Origin of the sequence: Falsirhodobacter deserti (genome assembly GCF_004015795.1) — a bacterium.
Taxonomy (GTDB): domain Bacteria; phylum Pseudomonadota; class Alphaproteobacteria; order Rhodobacterales; family Rhodobacteraceae; genus Falsirhodobacter; species Falsirhodobacter deserti.
Window position 1 is genome coordinate 191023 of sequence record NZ_ML137218.1, and the last position, 16128, is coordinate 207150.

Below are 16128 nucleotides of genomic sequence, written 5' to 3' on the forward strand. Positions count from 1 at the left end.
CGCTTCACGGTATCCTCTGGATGCTGGCCTCGGGCTTCAGCTTTGTGGCCGTCAACGGTGTCGTCCGGGCGCTGGGGACCGAGATTCCCGCCGCGCAGGGGGCATTCCTGCGCTTTGCCTTCGGGGTGTTGTTCCTTCTGCCGGTGATGCCGCAGCTGTTGCGCGCCAGGCTTCCCGCCAGCGCGTGGCGGCTGTTCAGCCTGCGCGGGCTGTTCCACACGGCGGCCGTGGTTTGCTGGTTCTTCGCCATGGCCCGCATTCCCGTGGCCGAGGTGACGGCGATCAACTACCTCAACCCCGTTCTGGTGACGGTGGGCGGCGCGCTGCTGTTCCGTGAAGGGATGTCATGGCCGCGCGTTTTTGCCATCGCAGCGGCGCTGGTCGGCACATTGATCGTGCTGCGGCCGGGCGTGCGGGTGATCGAACCGGGGCATGTTTCGCAGCTTTGCGCGGCGTTCTTTTTTGCGGGAAGCTACCTTACGGCCAAGCGCCTGTCGCAGATTGCGCCCGCGGGCGTCGTGGTGGCGATGATGTCCGTCATGGTGACGATCTTTCTGCTGCCACTGGCGCTTTGGGTCTGGGTGCCGGTCACGGTGCCGCAGCTTGTTCTGCTGGCGCTGGCGGCGATCTTCGCCACCATGGCGCATTACTTCATGACCCGCGCCTTCGACTGCGCCCCTGTTACCGTGACGCAGCCGGTCGTGTTCCTGCAACTGATCTGGGCCACTCTTCTGGGCTGGCTTGCCTTTGGCGAGGCTGTGGATCCCTTCGTGCTGCTGGGCGGCGCGATCATCATCGGGGCCATCGCCTATCTGACATGGCGCGATGCATTGCGCCGGCGTCGCGCAACGCCGGCGGCTGCGGTCTAGGCGCGGATGAAGGCGCAGGCGCTTTGCCAGTTCAGCGGCACTTTTCCGCTGACAGCTTCGCTGCAGGCCACCGGGTCCAGCGCCGTGTCGATGCGCTTGATCCAGTTCCCTTCGGGCAGCACGAAATCGCCGTCATCGCCTGCATTCAGGATGATCAGCACCTCGGTCTTGTCGGTGGCCAGCGTCATCGCGACAAGTTCGGAAGAAGTGTCGGCCCAATCTTCTTCCGTCATCAGTCTGCCTTCGGCGTGGTGCCACATCACCTTCGGCCCATCCAGATCATCGGTCGGATCTGTGGCCCAGCGGATGCGCGCCAGTTCGACTTCTTTGCGGAATGCGACCAGATCGGCCACCGCCTGTGTCAGGTTATCGCGCGCCTTGTCCCAGTGAAGCCAAGCGATCTCGTTGTCTTGGCAATAGGCGTTGTTGTTGCCATTCTGCGACTGGCCGATCTCGTCCCCCGCCAAGAGCATGGGCACGCCCTGGCTGAGGAACAGCGAGCCGAGCATCGCCTTCACCCGCCGTTCGCGTGAGGCGTTGACGCCTTCGTCATCCGTTGCCCCTTCGACACCCATATTGTCCGAAAGGTTATGGGAATGGCCGTCGCGGTTATCCTCGCCATTGGCTTCGTTGTGCTTGTCGTTGAAGGACACGGTGTCCCACAGCGTGAACCCGTCATGCGCGGCAAGGAAGTTGATGGAGCTGGTGGCAGGCCGGTGGGAGTGGTTGAACTGGACAGGCGATCCCGTCAGCCGTTCCCCGACCGAAGGAACCATGCCTTCGTCGCGCCGCCAGAAGGCCCGCAGATCGTCGCGCGCCTTGTCATTCCATTCGCGGAAGGGCCACGGGAAGCCGCCAACCTGATAGCCCCCTTCGCCAACATCCCACGGCTCCGCGATCAGCTTCACCTTTGACAGGATCGGGTCCTGCCGGATGGCGGCGAAGAAGGCGCCTTCGCGTTCGAACCCCTGCGGTTCCCGGCCAAGAGTGGAGGCGAGATCGAAGCGGAACCCGTCCACATGCATCACCTGAACCCAGTAACGCAGCGAGTCCAGCACCATGCGCAGCACCATCGGATGGGCCACGTTCAGCGTGTTGCCGGTGCCGGTCGTGTCAAAGGCGTGGCGCGGGTTTTCCGGGCTGAGCAGGTAGTAGGAGGCGTTGTCGATGCCCTTGAAGGACAGCGTCGGCCCCCGCTCGTTCCCTTCGGCGGTGTGGTTGTAGACAACATCGAGGATCACCTCGATCCCGGCCTTGTGGAGCTTGCGGATCGCAGCCTTCATCTCTCGCGGGTTGCCGGTTTTCAGATAGCCGCGATGCGGGGCAAAGAACGCGATGGAGTTGTAACCCCAGTAGTTGTTCAGCCCTTTTTCCTGAAGATGCTGGTCATGCAGGAAGCCGTGGATCGGCAAAAGCTCGATCGCGGTGGCGCCGATGCGGTGAAGATGTTCGATCACGGCATCGGAGGCGAGGCCGGCAAAGGTGCCACGATCGGCTTCGGGAACACCGGGATGCAGCTGGGTCAGGCCCTTCACATGCGCCTCGACAATCAAGGTGTCGGACCAGCGGTAATGCAGCGCACGTTCGGCTTCCCAGTCGAAATCGGGATCGGTGACAACGGCCTTGGGCATGAAGGGCGCGCTGTCGCGTTCATCGAAGGTCAGATCGTCGCCGGGCAGGGCATAGCCGAACAGCGATTCATCCCACTTCGTGTGGCCCACAATCTCGCGTGCGTAAGGATCAAGCAGCAGCTTGTTGGGATTGAAACGGTGACCGTTCTCCGGCTCGTAAGGGCCGTGAACGCGATAGCCATAGGGCTGGCCGGGGCGGATGCCGGGCAGATAGCCATGCCAGATCCCCCCTTCCATGATCGGCATGTCCAGCCGCTGGATCTCCGTCTCGCCGGTCTTGTCGAACAGGCAGAGTTCGACCCGGGTGGCGTTGTCGGAAAAGATGGCGAAGTTGGTGCCGTCGGCATCCACCTCCGCGCCCAGAACGTCCGAGCGGGAGGCCTCACGGTCAAAGGCGAATGTCATCAGATGTGGCCCATCGTAAGTTCGGCAGACTGGCGGGGCCGCGCGCGTGCAGCGTCCCGGCGGTCCAGCATGGCTTGCGTCAGAAGAGTGGTGCCGCCCGGGGTGACGCGGAACCAGCGGGCATCTTCGGCCTGATCTTCGCCAACGGTCAGGTCCGAGGGGACGGTGCAGCCGGGGGCGACGATAGCGCGGGTCAGGCGCGCACCGGGTTCGATCCGTGCGCCCGGCATGACGACGGTTTCATCCAGCAGCGTCCAGCGGCGGCCGCCCGACATTGGCGGGGTCAGCGACAGGCCGCCGGCATGCAGTGCATATCCGGTAAAGCCGTCATGCCCGGGATCCAGATCCCGTCGTCCCGCGATGTGTTCGGGCAGGCGACAGCGGGCCTGACCGTCGCGCAGGTCGATCCATGTCTGGCGGAAGGAATCCAGCGTGCCGACATCGCGCCAGTAAGGCGCGCGGCCTTCGGCATCGACAGGGCGGGTATGTGCAAAGGCATGCCCGTCGGCCACGGCCCGGGGCAGGATGTCGTTGCCAAAATCATGACCGGAGCGGGGATCGGCCATATCCGCGATCAGAACGGGGCGCAGCCAGCGCCAGTTGAACACATAGATGCCCATGCTGGCCAAGGCACGCGACGGATCACCCGGCATGTGCGGCGGATTGGCGGGTTTCTCAACGAACATGCGGATCCGGCTGTCCGCATCGGTGCCCATCACACCGAAAGCTGATGCCTCGCGCAGCGGAACGGCATCCACCGCCACCGTCGCATCGGCACCCGTGGCGCGGTGATCCCTGATCATCGCGGCCAGATCCATGTCATAGACATGGTCGCCTGCCAGAACGACAACCTCTTCCGCGCCCGATGCGTCAATCTCGGCCAGGTTGGCGGCAAGAACGGCGGCAGTTCCCGTATAGCCTGCCTCGGTTCCCGTCACTGTCGGGCCGTGGCGCAGCGAGATCCGGTCGAACGTCTTCTGCCAGCGGTGGCGCATGTGCATGTTCAGCGTTTCGGGGCAGTATTGCGTGCCTACGATCAGGTTGCGGATCCCCGAGCGGGCGGCACCGGCCAGCGTGAAATCCACGATGCGGCGATTGTCGCCGAAGGCGAGCGCCGGCTTGCACTCGTTCCGTGTCAGCTCGTAGAGCCGCGATCCCTGTCCCCCGGCAAGAAGAACGCCCAGCGTCCGGCTTGTATCTAATGTGGTTGAGATCGTCATGCTCGTGCTCCCCGCGCAGCTGGACCTTCGTTGAACTACTTAAAGCAGCTTCAGGTTCCACCTATGCGGGATAAAATGTTCACTTCTGCAACTTTTCATATATCTGCCTGTTCCGGCGGCGGCGTCACTCCTTTCCCTGCCATGAAATCGCGATTGCGCCGCCCTGATCTGGCCAGACCGTGCCGCGGGGCAGGTCGCATCCGTCCAGCGCGATGGTCACTTCCAGTCGCCCCTCGTCTCCCTCGCGCAGCAGGCGCAGCCGGTGGGGGGCGGGTTCGTCCGCATGTGCCGAGGCTGTCTCGAAAAACCCTGGATGATCGCGGCGCAGCGCCATCAGCGCCCGCGTCAGCCGCGCCTTCGGCCCGTCCAGCAGCGCAACCCGCGCGAAATCCACCGGCAGGCGGTTGTCGGGGTCGGTCAGGTGATGCGCCATCCCCTCGGTTCCCTGATAGATGTAGGGGATGCCCGGCATCGAAAGCTTCAACGCCAGTTGCGCAAGGCTGAGGCAGTCCGCGCGGCGGATCAACGCGCAGGCAGCCTCGGGCAGGCGGGTGTTCCAGCGGTTCAGAAGCGCGGCGGCGAAGGCAAGTGGCGGCGCCTCGGCATTGGTGCGGGGATGGGTCCAGTTGGTGATCTGCTTTGCCTCGCGCATTGCTTTTTCAAGGTGCTGGTGCAGTCGGTCGCCCAGATCGCCGCGATCCTTTTCCCACATCGCCAGAAGCGTCTGCACGATATACCAGCGCAGGTTGGGATCTACGGCCTCCGCCTCGGGAAGGCGGTTCGCATCGGCCCAAAGCGACTGGAACTGGCGCGGCAGATGGCTGATCGCCACGATGCGCATCCGCGCATCCTCTGACCGCTTCGTGTCATGGGTGGAGGTGAGGTTGACATGCCCCGGCGCGATGCCCTGCAGGAAGCGGTCGAAGCCGGCGACGTCCAGCACCGCCTCGTCCGGAAGGCCGCCCACCTCGTTCGCGGCAAGATAGCGGTTCCAGCGGAAGGCGGCCGTGTCCTCGTGCGATTTGGCCAGAAGCGCGCCCGTCACCTGCTGGAAGCGACTGCGGAAGGTGCGTTCGGCAGGTGTTTTCGCGTCCGTCACCACCCGCGCCAGCAGCCGCGCCACGCGGTCGGTCCGCAGATCGCGGGCGGCGGCCTGCACGGTTTCTTCCATGATCCGGCGATCTTCAGCGCTGGTGGCCGTGTCGCTGAAATAAGTGCGATAGCGGGGGAAGTGGCGCAACAGGGCAAGGACCGCCTCGCGCAGCCATGCATCGCCCGCTTCGGCCTGCGGGCCAAGCGCGGTGCGGCCAAGTTCAACAAGCTGGCCAAGTTCGGCAGCAAGGTCGCCCTGCGCGACTTCGTCCTTGGCGGCTTGCAGTGCGGACTCAAAGTCGCCGGTGATGCCGGTCGCCTCGCGCCATGCCGCATCGATGGCGGCGAAACCCTTGGCGTCCGTCAGCACCCGGGCCAGCGCGCGGCCCGACTCGTACCCCGTGGTGCCCATCGTGCGCCATGACTTTGGCAGGCATTCGGGTCCGGACAGGATCTTTTCGACCCAGACCGGGGTATCCGGCAGTTCCTTTGCCAGTCTGTCCAGATATTGCGCGGGATCGGCAAGCCCGTCGATGTGATCGACCCGCAGGCCCTGCACGTCGCCATTCCGGACAAGCTCGAAGATCAGGGCATGGGTGTCCTGGAACACCTGCTCGTCCTCTACCCGCATGCCGATCAGGCCGGTCACGTTGAAGAAGCGCCGATGCGTGATGCTGTCGCGCTCCATCTCCCAGAAGGTCAGGCGGTAATGCTGTTCGTCATGCACGCGGGCGATGGTTTCCGCATCATCAAGGCCGGTATCGGGCAGGGTGCCGGGGCGCAGGGGGAAGGCAAGCGCATCATCGACGATCTGTCCGCCATCATCGGCCGTCAGCTTCATATGGGGCAGGCGCTCGCTGAACGGAGCGGTCAGGAAGGGAACCGGCAGCCGCCCCTTGGACCAGTCGATGTCGAAGCAGCGGGCATACCGGCTGTCCTTGCCGTTGCGCAGCACATCCACAAGCCACGGGTTCTGCAGATTGAAGGCCGTGTGGTTCGGCACGATGTCCAGCACGATCGCGATCCCCGCTTCGCGTGCGGCGCGGGCAAGATCGGAAAACCCCTCGCGCCCGCCAAGGCTTTCATCGATCCGCGTGGGATCCGTGATGTCATATCCATGGGTGGAGCCTTCCGTCGCCTGAAAGATCGGCGACAGGTATAGGTGGCTGATCCCGAGCCGCTTCAGATGCGGCAGAATCTCGATTCCCGTTTGGAAGGTGCGACCGTCACGCAAAAGCAGGTGATAAAGGGCTGTGGGAAGACGCATGGGATTCCTCGTATGCGGGGACGGGACTGCAACACGGCTGGAACCCGCCGGTTCCACCCATGAGCTGCGGAACCTTTGTGCAAGCGGTCCCGTTACTGGCCCGATAGCTGCGCAATACCGTGCGGCGACAGTAAGGAGAGACGTGATGAACAAGTTCGCACTTTCTACCGCCATTCTCGCCCTGACTTCGGGCATGGCCCTGGCTCAGACCACGGCGCCGGCTGCTCCGGAAGGAAACAGCACCACGACGCCACCGGTAGCAACCGAGGGCACCAGCACGACCACCGAGCCGATGGCACCCGAAGGGGACGAGTCCACCACCGCCACCGGGCAGGAGCAGGCACCGCTGACGGGCAACAGCGCCTCGCCAACTGAATCCGAGGTTGATACCGGCGATGAAGGTGGCGAACCGGCCACCGAATCGATGAGCGAGCCGGACGCCGCTGCGCCGGACACGACCACGACGACGAATTCCGCAGACGCCCAGACAAGCTCCACGATCACGCCGCCCGAAGGGTACGAGCCGGTGATGATGGAACAGCTGAACGCCGAGATGCTGGCCGATGCTTCGATCTATGATGCCGAAGACAGCGCTGTCGGCACCGTCAGTGAAGTGACCCCCGAACAGGGCATGCCGGAACAGGTGGTGCTGGATGTCGGCGGCTTCCTGGGCATTGGCGCCAAGCCGGTCGCCCTGAACGTGTCGGAGCTGACCTTCTTCCAACAAACCGACGGCGAGGAAGTACGTGGCTACACCTCGATGACGGAAGACCAGCTGAAAGATCTGCCTGAATACGAAGGCTGATCCAGAAGGACCTAACGGGACGGCGGCGAAGGAAACTTCGCCGCCGCTTTTTTATACTCGTTAACCGTCACACTATTCGCACCCACGGCCTTTGTTACGACACAATTACACAACCGCAAAATGAAATCGTTCTCACGGCCGCCTTAAAAGTTAATTAATCGTTAACGCGTATCGCTTTTGTCGCTCTTGAAGGCGAATTTTTGCGAACATATATCGAACATATGAGCCGCCGCACCCTGACCGATAAACTGGCCATCCTTTCGGATGCCGCGAAATATGACGCCTCCTGCGCATCCTCGGGAGGGGAGCGGAGAGATTCGTCCGACGGCAAGGGCGTGGGCAGTTCAGGCGGTTCAGGCATCTGTCATGCCTATGCACCCGACGGGCGCTGCATCAGCCTGCTGAAGATCCTGATGACGAACTTTTGCATCTATGACTGTGCCTATTGCGTGAACCGCGTCTCCTCGAAGGTGGAACGGGCCCGCTTCTCGGTGGAGGAGGTTGTGCGTCTGACAATGGAATTCTATCGCCGCAACTATATCGAAGGGCTGTTCCTGTCTTCGGGCATCATCCGCAGTCCGGATGACACCATGGCGGACATGGTGCGGATCGCAAAGACACTGCGCGAGGTGGAGAATTTCCGCGGCTATATTCACCTCAAGACCATTCCCGACGCCTCTCCCGAACTGATCGACGAGGCGGGGAAATATGCCGACCGCCTTTCGATCAATGTGGAGCTGCCGACAGAACGCGCCTTGTCGGATCTTGCGCCCGAAAAATCCGCCACCGGCATCCGCCGCGCAATGGGTGCCGTCCGCCTGAAGCGCGAGGAGTCGCGAGAGGTGACGCATACCGGCAAGACGCGCGCCCGCTTTGCGCCTGCCGGCCAGTCCACCCAGATGATCGTGGGCGCGGACGGTGCCGATGACCGGGCTATTCTTGGCCAGTCGGCGAACCTTTACGCCAACTACAAACTCAGCCGCGTTTACTATTCCGCCTTTTCGCCCATCCCGGATGCGTCACGCATGCTGCCGCTGGTGAAGCCGCCGCTGATGCGGGAACACCGGCTGTATCAGGCCGACTGGCTGCTGCGCTTCTATGGCTTCGAGGTGGACGAGGTTGCGGGCAAGGGAATGCTGGATCTGGATCTGGATCCCAAGACGGCATGGGCCATCGCCCACCGCGAAGCGTTTCCGGTCGACATCAATCGCGCCCCGCGCGAGGCGCTGCTGCGCGTTCCCGGCTTCGGGGTGAAAACGGTGGATCGCATCATTGATGCGCGAAAACGCGGAGCTGTGCGGTATGAACATCTGGTTGCGATGGGGGCGGTGCTGAAAAAGGCCAAGCCGTTCATCACGCTTCCCGGATGGGCGGCACGGGGGCTGGAGGCTGCGGACCTGCGCGCCCGGTTCGCCCCGCCGCCGGAACAGTTGAGCTTGTTCTGATGCAGATCGTGCTGCCTGTCATCGGGACGGTGGCAGCGTGGCGCGATCATGTGCGCCGTCTTGCCGCCGAAGGTGTGGCGCCCGAAGCTGTCCGCTGGACGGTGGGCGAGGGGGCGCGCGATCTTCTGGCGGCGGACCTGCCGCGGAACGAAGGGCGGAAGCTGTCCATCACGCGCGAGGCGCTGGCAGAGATCGAAACCGCCCTTTGCCATTCCGATCCCGAACGCTTCAACCGCGCGCATGCGCTGGTTCTGCGGCTGAATGACGGGCTGGGATGGGGTGACCGCACCGACCCCGCCATGCGCAAGGTGCTGGAGCAGGCGAAGGCTGTCCGCCGCGACATCCACAAGATGCACGCCTTTGTCCGCTTCCGCGAGGTGCCGACGGATGGCCCCCGCCGGGCCTTCACGGCGTGGTTCGAACCTGATCACCGCATTGTCGAAGCGGGAACGCCCTTCTTCGCCACGCGTTTCGGCGACATGGACTGGGTGATCGCAACGCCCGAGGTTACGGCGCGCTTCGACGGTACGCTTCGTTTCGAGGAAACCATCGACACGGCCCGCCCCCCCGCCGATGCGACCGAGGATCTTTGGCGCACCTATTACGCCAGTATCTTCAACCCGGCCCGCGTGATGGTGAAGGCGATGCAATCGGAAATGCCGAAGAAATACTGGAAGAACCTGCCCGAGGCCGACCTGATCCCCGATCTGGTGCGCAATGCCGATGCGCGGGTGCGCGAGATGCAGGCTCGCGAGGCCGAGGAGGCCCCCGCCCGCCGCCTTGCCGCCGCCCGGGCAATGGCGGTGCCGGACAAACCCGCGCCAGAGGCAGGATCCCTTGATGCTCTGCGGGCCGACGCCGCCGGCTGCACCCGCTGCCCGCTTTATGCGCCAGCCACGCAGACGGTGTTCGGCGAAGGGCCGCGCGATGCAAAGATCGTGATCGTGGGTGAACAGCCGGGTGACGAGGAAGATCTGGCCGGCCGCCCCTTTGTCGGCCCTGCCGGGCAGGTGTTTGACGAAGAGGCCGAGGCGGCAGGGCTGGACCGCCGGCAGGTCTACGTGACGAACGCGGTGAAGCACTTCAAATTCTCGCCGCGTGGCAAGCGCCGCCTGCACCAGCGCCCCGACATGGCAGAGGTCAGGGCCTGCAACGTCTGGCTTCAATCCGAACTTGGGCTGATCCGTCCGAAGCTGATCGTGGCGATGGGGGCAACCGCGCTGCAATCCCTGACCGGCAAGGGGCAGGACATCCTGAAGCGGCGCGGCGGGTTCGAAGAGGCTGGCGACGGAACGCCGCTTCTGGTGACGGTTCACCCTTCTTACCTGCTGCGCCTGCCAGATCCGGAACTTGCGAAGGTGGAGCGGGCGAAGTTCCGCACCGATCTGGCAAAGGCCGCCGAATACCTCTGACGAAAAAGGCGCCCGAAGTGGGCGCCTTTCCCCTTATTTCGTATCTTCCACCGATTTGGCCAGCGTCCCCTCGATCGCGGGGGCGGCGCTGGACATGGAGATGGCCTTCGACGCCTCGGTGGAGATGTGCAGCGTGCGCTGCGGGAACGGAATCTCGATCCCGCGTTCGTCGAAGACCTGCTTGACCAGCTCGTTGAAGCGGCGTCCGACGGGCCAATGCTTGCCCGGCAGGGTCATGACACGGCACCGGATGACCACTGCATTGTCGCCGAAGGCGATCACGCCCTGCATTTCCAGCGGCTGCGTCACATAGGTGGACAGTTCCGGATCCTTCATCAGGCGGTCATAGGCTTCGTTCAGGGCAGCCTTGGCGACATCGACATCCGTGTCATAGGCCACACCGATTTCGGCAAGATGGGCGCCGAAGTCGCGGGTCATGTTCTGCACCGTATCCACCGAGGAGAACGGCACGATATAAACCGACCCATCCAGCGCCCGCAGCCGGACGGTGCGGATGTTCACCCGTTCCACCCCACCGGATACGCCGCCCGCAGCCACCACGTCACCCACGTTGATCGCGTTCTCAAGCTGGATGAAGACGCCGGTGATAACATCCTGAACCAGCTTCTGCGCCCCGAAACCGATGGCCAGACCGATCACCCCGGCACCGGCCAGCAGCGGCGCGATGTTGATCCCGATCTGCGACAGGGTGATCATCGTGGCCACGATGACCAGCGCGATGGTGAAGCCGTTGCGGAACAGCGACAGCAGCGTCTTGGTGCGGTTGGTCGCTGCCTGCCCGGCGATGCCGTTGGCCAGCTTGTATTCGATCCAGCCATCCACGACAGCCCAGATCACCGTGGCGAACAGCGCGATCAGCACGGCCGAAAGCACGCGCCAGATGACGGCCTGCATCGTCGGATCATAAAGCATGTTCGTTTCCACCCAGCCCCAGCCGGACAGGGCCACGGAAATCGCGAACAGGATCAGGAAGGCGGCGGCGATCCAGGCCAGAACCATGACCACGGCATTGGTGCGCCGGCCAAGCGCAGGCGAAACCGTTACAAGCAGTTCCGGCAGCTTGACGTTCACGTTGGTGGCCGATCGGAGAAGGCGCATCCCGATCAACAGGATGAACACCGCGATGACCATATAGATCGTGCCGCGCAGCACGACGCTTTCGATCAGGGCAGGCCGCGTGACGGCAATGAACCACGAATAGGCGATATAGATCAGCGTAAGCACCGGCCACGCCCGCTGCCATGCGTGTTGCACGCCGGACGCGACCGCCGATCCCGCATCCCGTTCATTGCCGGTGAGGCGGTCACCCCTTGCCAGGTGCAGCGCCTTCGACATCCGCCGGATCGCGATGATGGCCGCGATGGCCGCGATGGTGGCGATCAGTGTCCGCATCGGGCGCACGGCGGCAAAGCCCAGCCAGATGCGCGTCAAGGGCACGATGAACAGCAGGCCCTGGATCACGATCCCCGAAACCATCGTCAGGTTGCGATAGATGACGGCCTGCGCACCGGGGGCCAGAACGCTCAGCGTCGGCTCGGTATCCGCTTCGGGGCTGTTGATGGCGCGCAGAACGACCCGCACCATGCCGAACATCAGGAAGGCGTTCAGGTAAAGCGTCTGAGATGCGCTGGGGCTGCCGGTGCGGGAAAACACGAAGCTGGCCAGCGCATAGCCCACGGCCCATGACAGGGCGATCCCGCAGGCCCGCAGCAGGGTCACGATCAGCGTCGCGCGCATCCGCAGCCAAAAGCCTGCGGTGGGCGGCGGGGAATGCCGCCCGGCGATGGCGTTCGCGATCCGGATCATCACCAGACCGATCACGATGGTGGTGAAGATCGTCATGACCAGCTGGATCGCTTCGGCCTGATGGGTTCCCCCGCTCCACAATTGCGAAACCAGCGACACGCTCTGCATCAGCTGCTGCCACACACGGGCCAGTTCGCTGATCACTTCGCGGCCTGCCGAGGCGGTGCTTTCGGCAACCTGCTGGGCAAGCGCCGGCGGCGGTGCGGCCTCTGCCGCGGGTTCGGCGGCAGTTTCGTCGGCCTGCAGGCGTTCGATCAGCGCCGTCCGCGCCTGTTCGTCCTGAAGCACATTCAGCAAAGCCTGGACCGCCTCGGTGGACGAGACGGTCGCGGCAGGGTCGGCGGGTGTCTCCTGCGCCCAACTGCCGATAGGCAGCAGGGCGATCAGAAGGGCGAAGAGGGTGCGAAGGATCATGTCGCGCCTTTCTGCTGCTTCGTGGTTGCGGCAGCGCCGCGTTGGGCTTGGTGATGGACGGTTCGGATGCGCGGTTCAACCCCCGCCGGCAGGCGCCGCATGGATGATCCGCAGCATGAAGCCGATCTTCCGGGCAACAGGGGGCGCAATGGCAAAGGGATAGAAATCCGCCTGCCCGATGGAGCGGGTCATCTCGTTCATTGCCGTGGACAGGGGGATCCACGCGCGCATCAGGATGGCGGGATCGGTCACGGCATGGGCGTCTATCTCTGCGCAGGGCAGGGCAAGGCCGTTATGGCGCGCGGTATCCAGCCCGTCGATGATATGCAGCATATGGGCCCATGTCTCGGCCCAGTCCTCCCATGGGTGCGAGGTGGCATAGGAGGATACGAAGCTGTTTTCCCACCCCGCGGGCGGCCCTTGTGCGTAATGGCGCGCCAGTGCGAGCTGATAATCCTGCGAGGCATCGCCGAAAAGATCGGCAAATTCCCCCATCCGTCCCGCTTCGGCCACAAGAATCTGCCAGTAATAATGCCCCACCTCGTGCCGCAGATGGCCCAGCAGCGTCCGGTACGGCTCCCCCATGGCGACGCGGCGGGCTTCGCGTTCGTCATCATCGGCCTCGGCGATGTTCAGCGTGATGATGCCATTGTCATGCCCCGTCATCACCGTCTGCCCGTTGCCATCGGCAAGGAAGCGAAACCGCAAGCGGGTTCCCCGCGCCGAAACGAAGGGCAGCCCCAGGGCAATCAGGGAATAGCACAGGCGTCGCTTGGCCAGTTCCAGTTGGGTCCAGCGGCGCAGGTTGCCGGGCACATCCAGATCGGGGATCACCTCGGTCATGGCACAGCTGTCGCAGAAGCGGCCAGCACCCGCGGCCCAGTTGCAGGCGATCAGGCCGCGATTGGCGCAGGGGGCCTGCCCTTCCAACGGAGCCATCGCGCCTGCCTGCGGCAGATAGGCAAGCGCCGTGCCGCAATTCAGGCACATCGTGTTGCGAAAGTGCACCCTGTGCGCACAAACAGGGCAGGAAAAGCGTTTCATCGGCCGGTCCATGTCGGGTCGAAGGCGAACGGCGGCAGATGGGCCACGGTTCCGCCCCACGCGCGATCACGCCGCCGCGAGAGGGGCGCGCTTTGCCGCATAATCTCTTGCCGTCTGACGCGAATGTGGCTTTGTCGCACCAGCGGGGTCGATCTAGAACGGGCGTCATGGATATCGTGCTTATCGTGGGCATCACTGCCCTTTTGTTCATCGTGATTGCCGTGTCGGAGCCGTTGGCCGAACGCTTGCGGCTGCCCTATTCGGTTGTGCTGGCGGTGGTTGGCGCCTCGCTTGGCACGATCGCGCTGGTGCTTCAGCAGGGGGACGCCAGTTACGGCCCCGACCTGCGCGAGGCGCTGGCCCTTCCGATCAAGTCATCGGTCTTTCTTGTCGTGTTCCTGCCCACCCTGCTGTTCGAGGTGTCGCTGGGCCTGAACGTCCGGCGCATGGTGGACGACTGGGTGCCGATCCTTGTGATGGCGGTGCTGGCGGTGGTGGCCGCAACGCTGGTGATCGGCTTTGCGCTGCATCCGTTCAGTTCGATGCCGCTGGTGGGCTGCCTTCTGCTTGGGGCGATCGTTTCGACCACCGATCCTTCGGCGGTTGTCGGCATCTTTCGCAACGTCGCGGCCCCGCAGCGCCTGATGCGGATCGTGGAAGGCGAAAGCCTGCTGAACGATGCCGCCGCCATTGCGCTGTTCGGCTTCTTCCTGACCTATGTCATGGCTGGCGTTCCGAACCCGACGCTGATCTCGGGTCTCGGGTCCTTTCCGTGGTTGCTGGGCGGCGGGCTGGCGGTGGGCCTTATCCTTGCCCGCATCGCGGTGGAAGGGATGCGCCTGATGCCGAACCATCCGCTGGCGCAGATATCCGTCAGCATGGCGCTGCCCTACCTGACCTATATCGCGGCAGAGGAGCTGAATGTCTCGGGCGTGGTCGCGGTTGTTGGCGCGGGGCTGCTGATGAACGTGGCCGGCCCCTCGCGCCTGTCGCCCGCCACATGGGCGCAACTGCGTGAATTGTGGAGCTTGCTGGCCCATCTTGCCGGAGCATTGATCTTCGTGCTGGCGGCGCTGCTCATCCCGCGGCTGATGGGCGATGCGCGCCCGCATGACCTGCTGCTGATCCTTGTGGTGGCAGGGGCGGCGTTTCTTTCGCGCGCGCTGATCCTTTGGGGCGTGCTGCCGACGCTGCGGCACCTGAAGCTGTCGCCCCGGATCGAACCGGCCTATCGCGCCGCGATCCTTTGGGGCGGGTTGCGCGGGGCTGTGACGCTGGCGCTGGCGCTGGCCGTGACGGAAAACGCGCTGGTGCCGGCCAACGTGAAGCGTGAAATCGGCATCCTTGCCACCGGCTATGTTCTGTTCACGCTGTTCCTGCAGGGCACCACCCTGCGCCGGGTGATCCATCGCCTTGGCCTTGCGCGCCTGTCGCCGCTGGACATGGCGCTGTCCAACCAGGTGATCGCCGTCGCCCTTCAGAACGTGCGCGAGGAGGTGGCCGAATCCGTTCGCGAACACGAACTTTCTCGCGAAAGCGTTCGGGCAGAGGCGAAGCGCTTCGGCCAGCGCCTTGAAGACGCCGTGCATCGCGCCGAGCAGACCGAGGAGATTCCCGACAAGGAACGCATCACCCTTGGCCTTGTGGCCCTTGCCGTGCGCGAACGGGAGGAGATCCTGCATGGCTTCCGCGAACAGCTGATCACCACGCGCCTGGTGGAACGGATGCTGTCGGATGCCGAATACCTGATCGAAAGGACGCGACAGCAGGGGCGCGACGGATATCGCGCCGCATCGCGGCGAAGCCTGATCGCGGGGCCGGTGGCGCGCGCGGCAGTGCTGCTGCACAACCGGTTGCGCATCTCGCGGCCGCTGGCCAACCTCGTGGCCGACCGCTTTGATATCCTGCTGAACCAGCGCACCATCCTGCGGCACCTGCACGAATATATCGACCAGAAGGTGCGCCGCCTTTACGGCCGCCGCGTGTCGGACCTGCTGCACGAATTGCTGAAACGGCGGGAAGAGGAGGTGGAGCGGGCGCTTGAAAGCCTCCATCTGCAATACCCTTCCTTCACCGAGGAGATGGAGCGCCGCTATATCCGCCGCGCCGCGCTGCGGATGGAAGAACGGCAATACAAGGCGTTGCTGGATGACGGGCTGATCGGGCCGGAACTGCACAAGACGCTGCGGGATGCGATCCGGCGCGAACAGGCGAAGATCCACGCGCGCCCGCATCTGGATCTCGCCGTGCACAAGGCCGAACTGATCCGCCAGTTCCCGCTGTTTTCAGGCATGGACGAAGATCAGCGCAAGGCGCTGTCAAAGGCGATGATCACCTTCTACGCCCAACCGGGCGAGGTTCTGGTGCGGCGGGGCGATCAGGCGCGGCAGGTTTATTTCATCGCTTCGGGCGCGGTGGAATCCGAAGTGGCGGGCGAACGCCGCCGTATGGGCCGTGGCGACATGTTCGGCCAGCTTTCCATCCTGATGCGGCGGACGCGGAACGCGCAGGTCAGATCCATCGCCTATTCCACGCTGCTGGCACTGGATGAGGCGCGGTTCCGGGACCTGCTTGCCCGCAACCGTGAACTGCGCGAGGCGGTGGTGGAAAGCGCCCGCCAGCGCGGCGTGCCACTGGATGATGCGCTGCTTCCGCCGCTGGCGGCATGAAAAAAGGCGCCGGATGTCCGGCGCCTTT

Annotated in this window: 10 protein-coding genes; 5 read left to right on the plus strand and 5 right to left on the minus strand. The window is 64.2% G+C overall.

Annotation, left to right across the window (positions count from 1 at the left end; translation table 11 throughout):
• The first annotated feature begins 20 nt into the window (after positions 1 to 20).
• On the plus strand, positions 21 to 869 hold the full coding sequence (locus JX25_RS00975; RefSeq protein ID WP_128255133.1) for a DMT family transporter: 849 nt from the start codon (positions 21 to 23) through the stop codon (positions 867 to 869).
• Here the strand turns inward: JX25_RS00975 and glgX are convergent.
• From glgX to treY, 3 genes are all read right to left on the minus strand, one after another.
• Complete coding sequence (gene glgX / locus JX25_RS00980) at positions 866 to 2905, minus strand: glycogen debranching protein GlgX (protein WP_128253268.1); 2040 nt, start codon at positions 2903 to 2905, stop codon at positions 866 to 868. The two genes, JX25_RS00975 and glgX, sit on opposite strands and share 4 nt — an antisense overlap.
• Positions 2905 to 4125: a sugar phosphate nucleotidyltransferase gene (locus JX25_RS00985; protein ID WP_128253269.1), complete on the minus strand. Its 1221-nt coding sequence runs from the start codon at positions 4123 to 4125 to the stop codon at positions 2905 to 2907. The genes glgX and JX25_RS00985 overlap by 1 nt, the downstream gene beginning before the upstream one ends.
• A gap of 124 nt (positions 4126 to 4249) precedes the next feature.
• The gene (gene treY / locus JX25_RS00990) at positions 4250 to 6484 is read right to left on the minus strand and encodes a malto-oligosyltrehalose synthase (protein WP_164876023.1); all 2235 of its coding nucleotides are present in this window, start codon (positions 6482 to 6484) and stop codon (positions 4250 to 4252) included.
• Between the two features lie 145 nt (positions 6485 to 6629).
• On the opposite strand from treY, the gene JX25_RS00995 reads away from it, so the two are divergent.
• The 3 genes from JX25_RS00995 to JX25_RS01005 all read left to right on the plus strand — a co-directional run bounded on the left by JX25_RS00995 (position 6630) and on the right by JX25_RS01005 (position 10146).
• Positions 6630 to 7289 (plus strand): PRC-barrel domain-containing protein, encoded by a 660-nt coding sequence (locus JX25_RS00995; protein ID WP_164876024.1) that lies wholly within the window; start codon positions 6630 to 6632, stop codon positions 7287 to 7289.
• Positions 7290 to 7510: 221 nt separating this feature from the next.
• On the plus strand, positions 7511 to 8734 hold the full coding sequence (locus JX25_RS01000; RefSeq protein WP_128253272.1) for a putative DNA modification/repair radical SAM protein: 1224 nt from the start codon (positions 7511 to 7513) through the stop codon (positions 8732 to 8734).
• On the plus strand, positions 8734 to 10146 hold the full coding sequence (locus JX25_RS01005; protein WP_421779890.1) for a UdgX family uracil-DNA binding protein: 1413 nt from the start codon (positions 8734 to 8736) through the stop codon (positions 10144 to 10146). The genes JX25_RS01000 and JX25_RS01005 overlap by 1 nt, the downstream gene beginning before the upstream one ends.
• 33 nt (positions 10147 to 10179) lie before the next feature.
• Here JX25_RS01005 and JX25_RS01010 read toward each other — a convergent pair whose 3' ends face one another.
• On the minus strand, positions 10180 to 12387 hold the full coding sequence (locus JX25_RS01010; protein WP_128253273.1) for a mechanosensitive ion channel domain-containing protein: 2208 nt from the start codon (positions 12385 to 12387) through the stop codon (positions 10180 to 10182).
• 75 nt (positions 12388 to 12462) lie between these two features.
• Positions 12463 to 13431: a zinc-binding metallopeptidase family protein gene (locus tag JX25_RS01015; RefSeq protein WP_206611502.1), complete on the minus strand. Its 969-nt coding sequence runs from the start codon at positions 13429 to 13431 to the stop codon at positions 12463 to 12465.
• A gap of 167 nt (positions 13432 to 13598) precedes the next feature.
• Here JX25_RS01015 and JX25_RS01020 point away from each other — a divergent pair, with 167 nt between their 5' ends.
• Entirely contained in the window at positions 13599 to 16100 is a 2502-nt protein-coding gene (locus tag JX25_RS01020) for a cation:proton antiporter (RefSeq protein WP_128253275.1), read from the plus strand.
• Positions 16101 to 16128 lie beyond the last annotated feature (28 nt).

Coding starts and splice junctions, on each gene's coding strand:
- JX25_RS00985 (WP_128253269.1), bottom strand. CDS start 4,125: ATGACGATCTCAACCACATTAGATACAAGCCGGACGCTGGGCGTTCTT.
- JX25_RS01020 (WP_128253275.1), top strand. CDS start 13,599: ATGGATATCGTGCTTATCGTGGGCATCACTGCCCTTTTGTTCATCGTG.
- JX25_RS01015 (WP_206611502.1), bottom strand. CDS start 13,431: ATGAAACGCTTTTCCTGCCCTGTTTGTGCGCACAGGGTGCACTTTCGC.
- glgX (WP_128253268.1), bottom strand. CDS start 2,905: ATGACATTCGCCTTTGACCGTGAGGCCTCCCGCTCGGACGTTCTGGGC.
- JX25_RS01010 (WP_128253273.1), bottom strand. CDS start 12,387: ATGATCCTTCGCACCCTCTTCGCCCTTCTGATCGCCCTGCTGCCTATC.
- JX25_RS00975 (WP_128255133.1), top strand. CDS start 21: ATGCTGGCCTCGGGCTTCAGCTTTGTGGCCGTCAACGGTGTCGTCCGG.
- JX25_RS01005 (WP_421779890.1), top strand. CDS start 8,734: ATGCAGATCGTGCTGCCTGTCATCGGGACGGTGGCAGCGTGGCGCGAT.
- JX25_RS00995 (WP_164876024.1), top strand. CDS start 6,630: ATGAACAAGTTCGCACTTTCTACCGCCATTCTCGCCCTGACTTCGGGC.
- JX25_RS01000 (WP_128253272.1), top strand. CDS start 7,511: ATGAGCCGCCGCACCCTGACCGATAAACTGGCCATCCTTTCGGATGCC.
- treY (WP_164876023.1), bottom strand. CDS start 6,484: ATGCGTCTTCCCACAGCCCTTTATCACCTGCTTTTGCGTGACGGTCGC.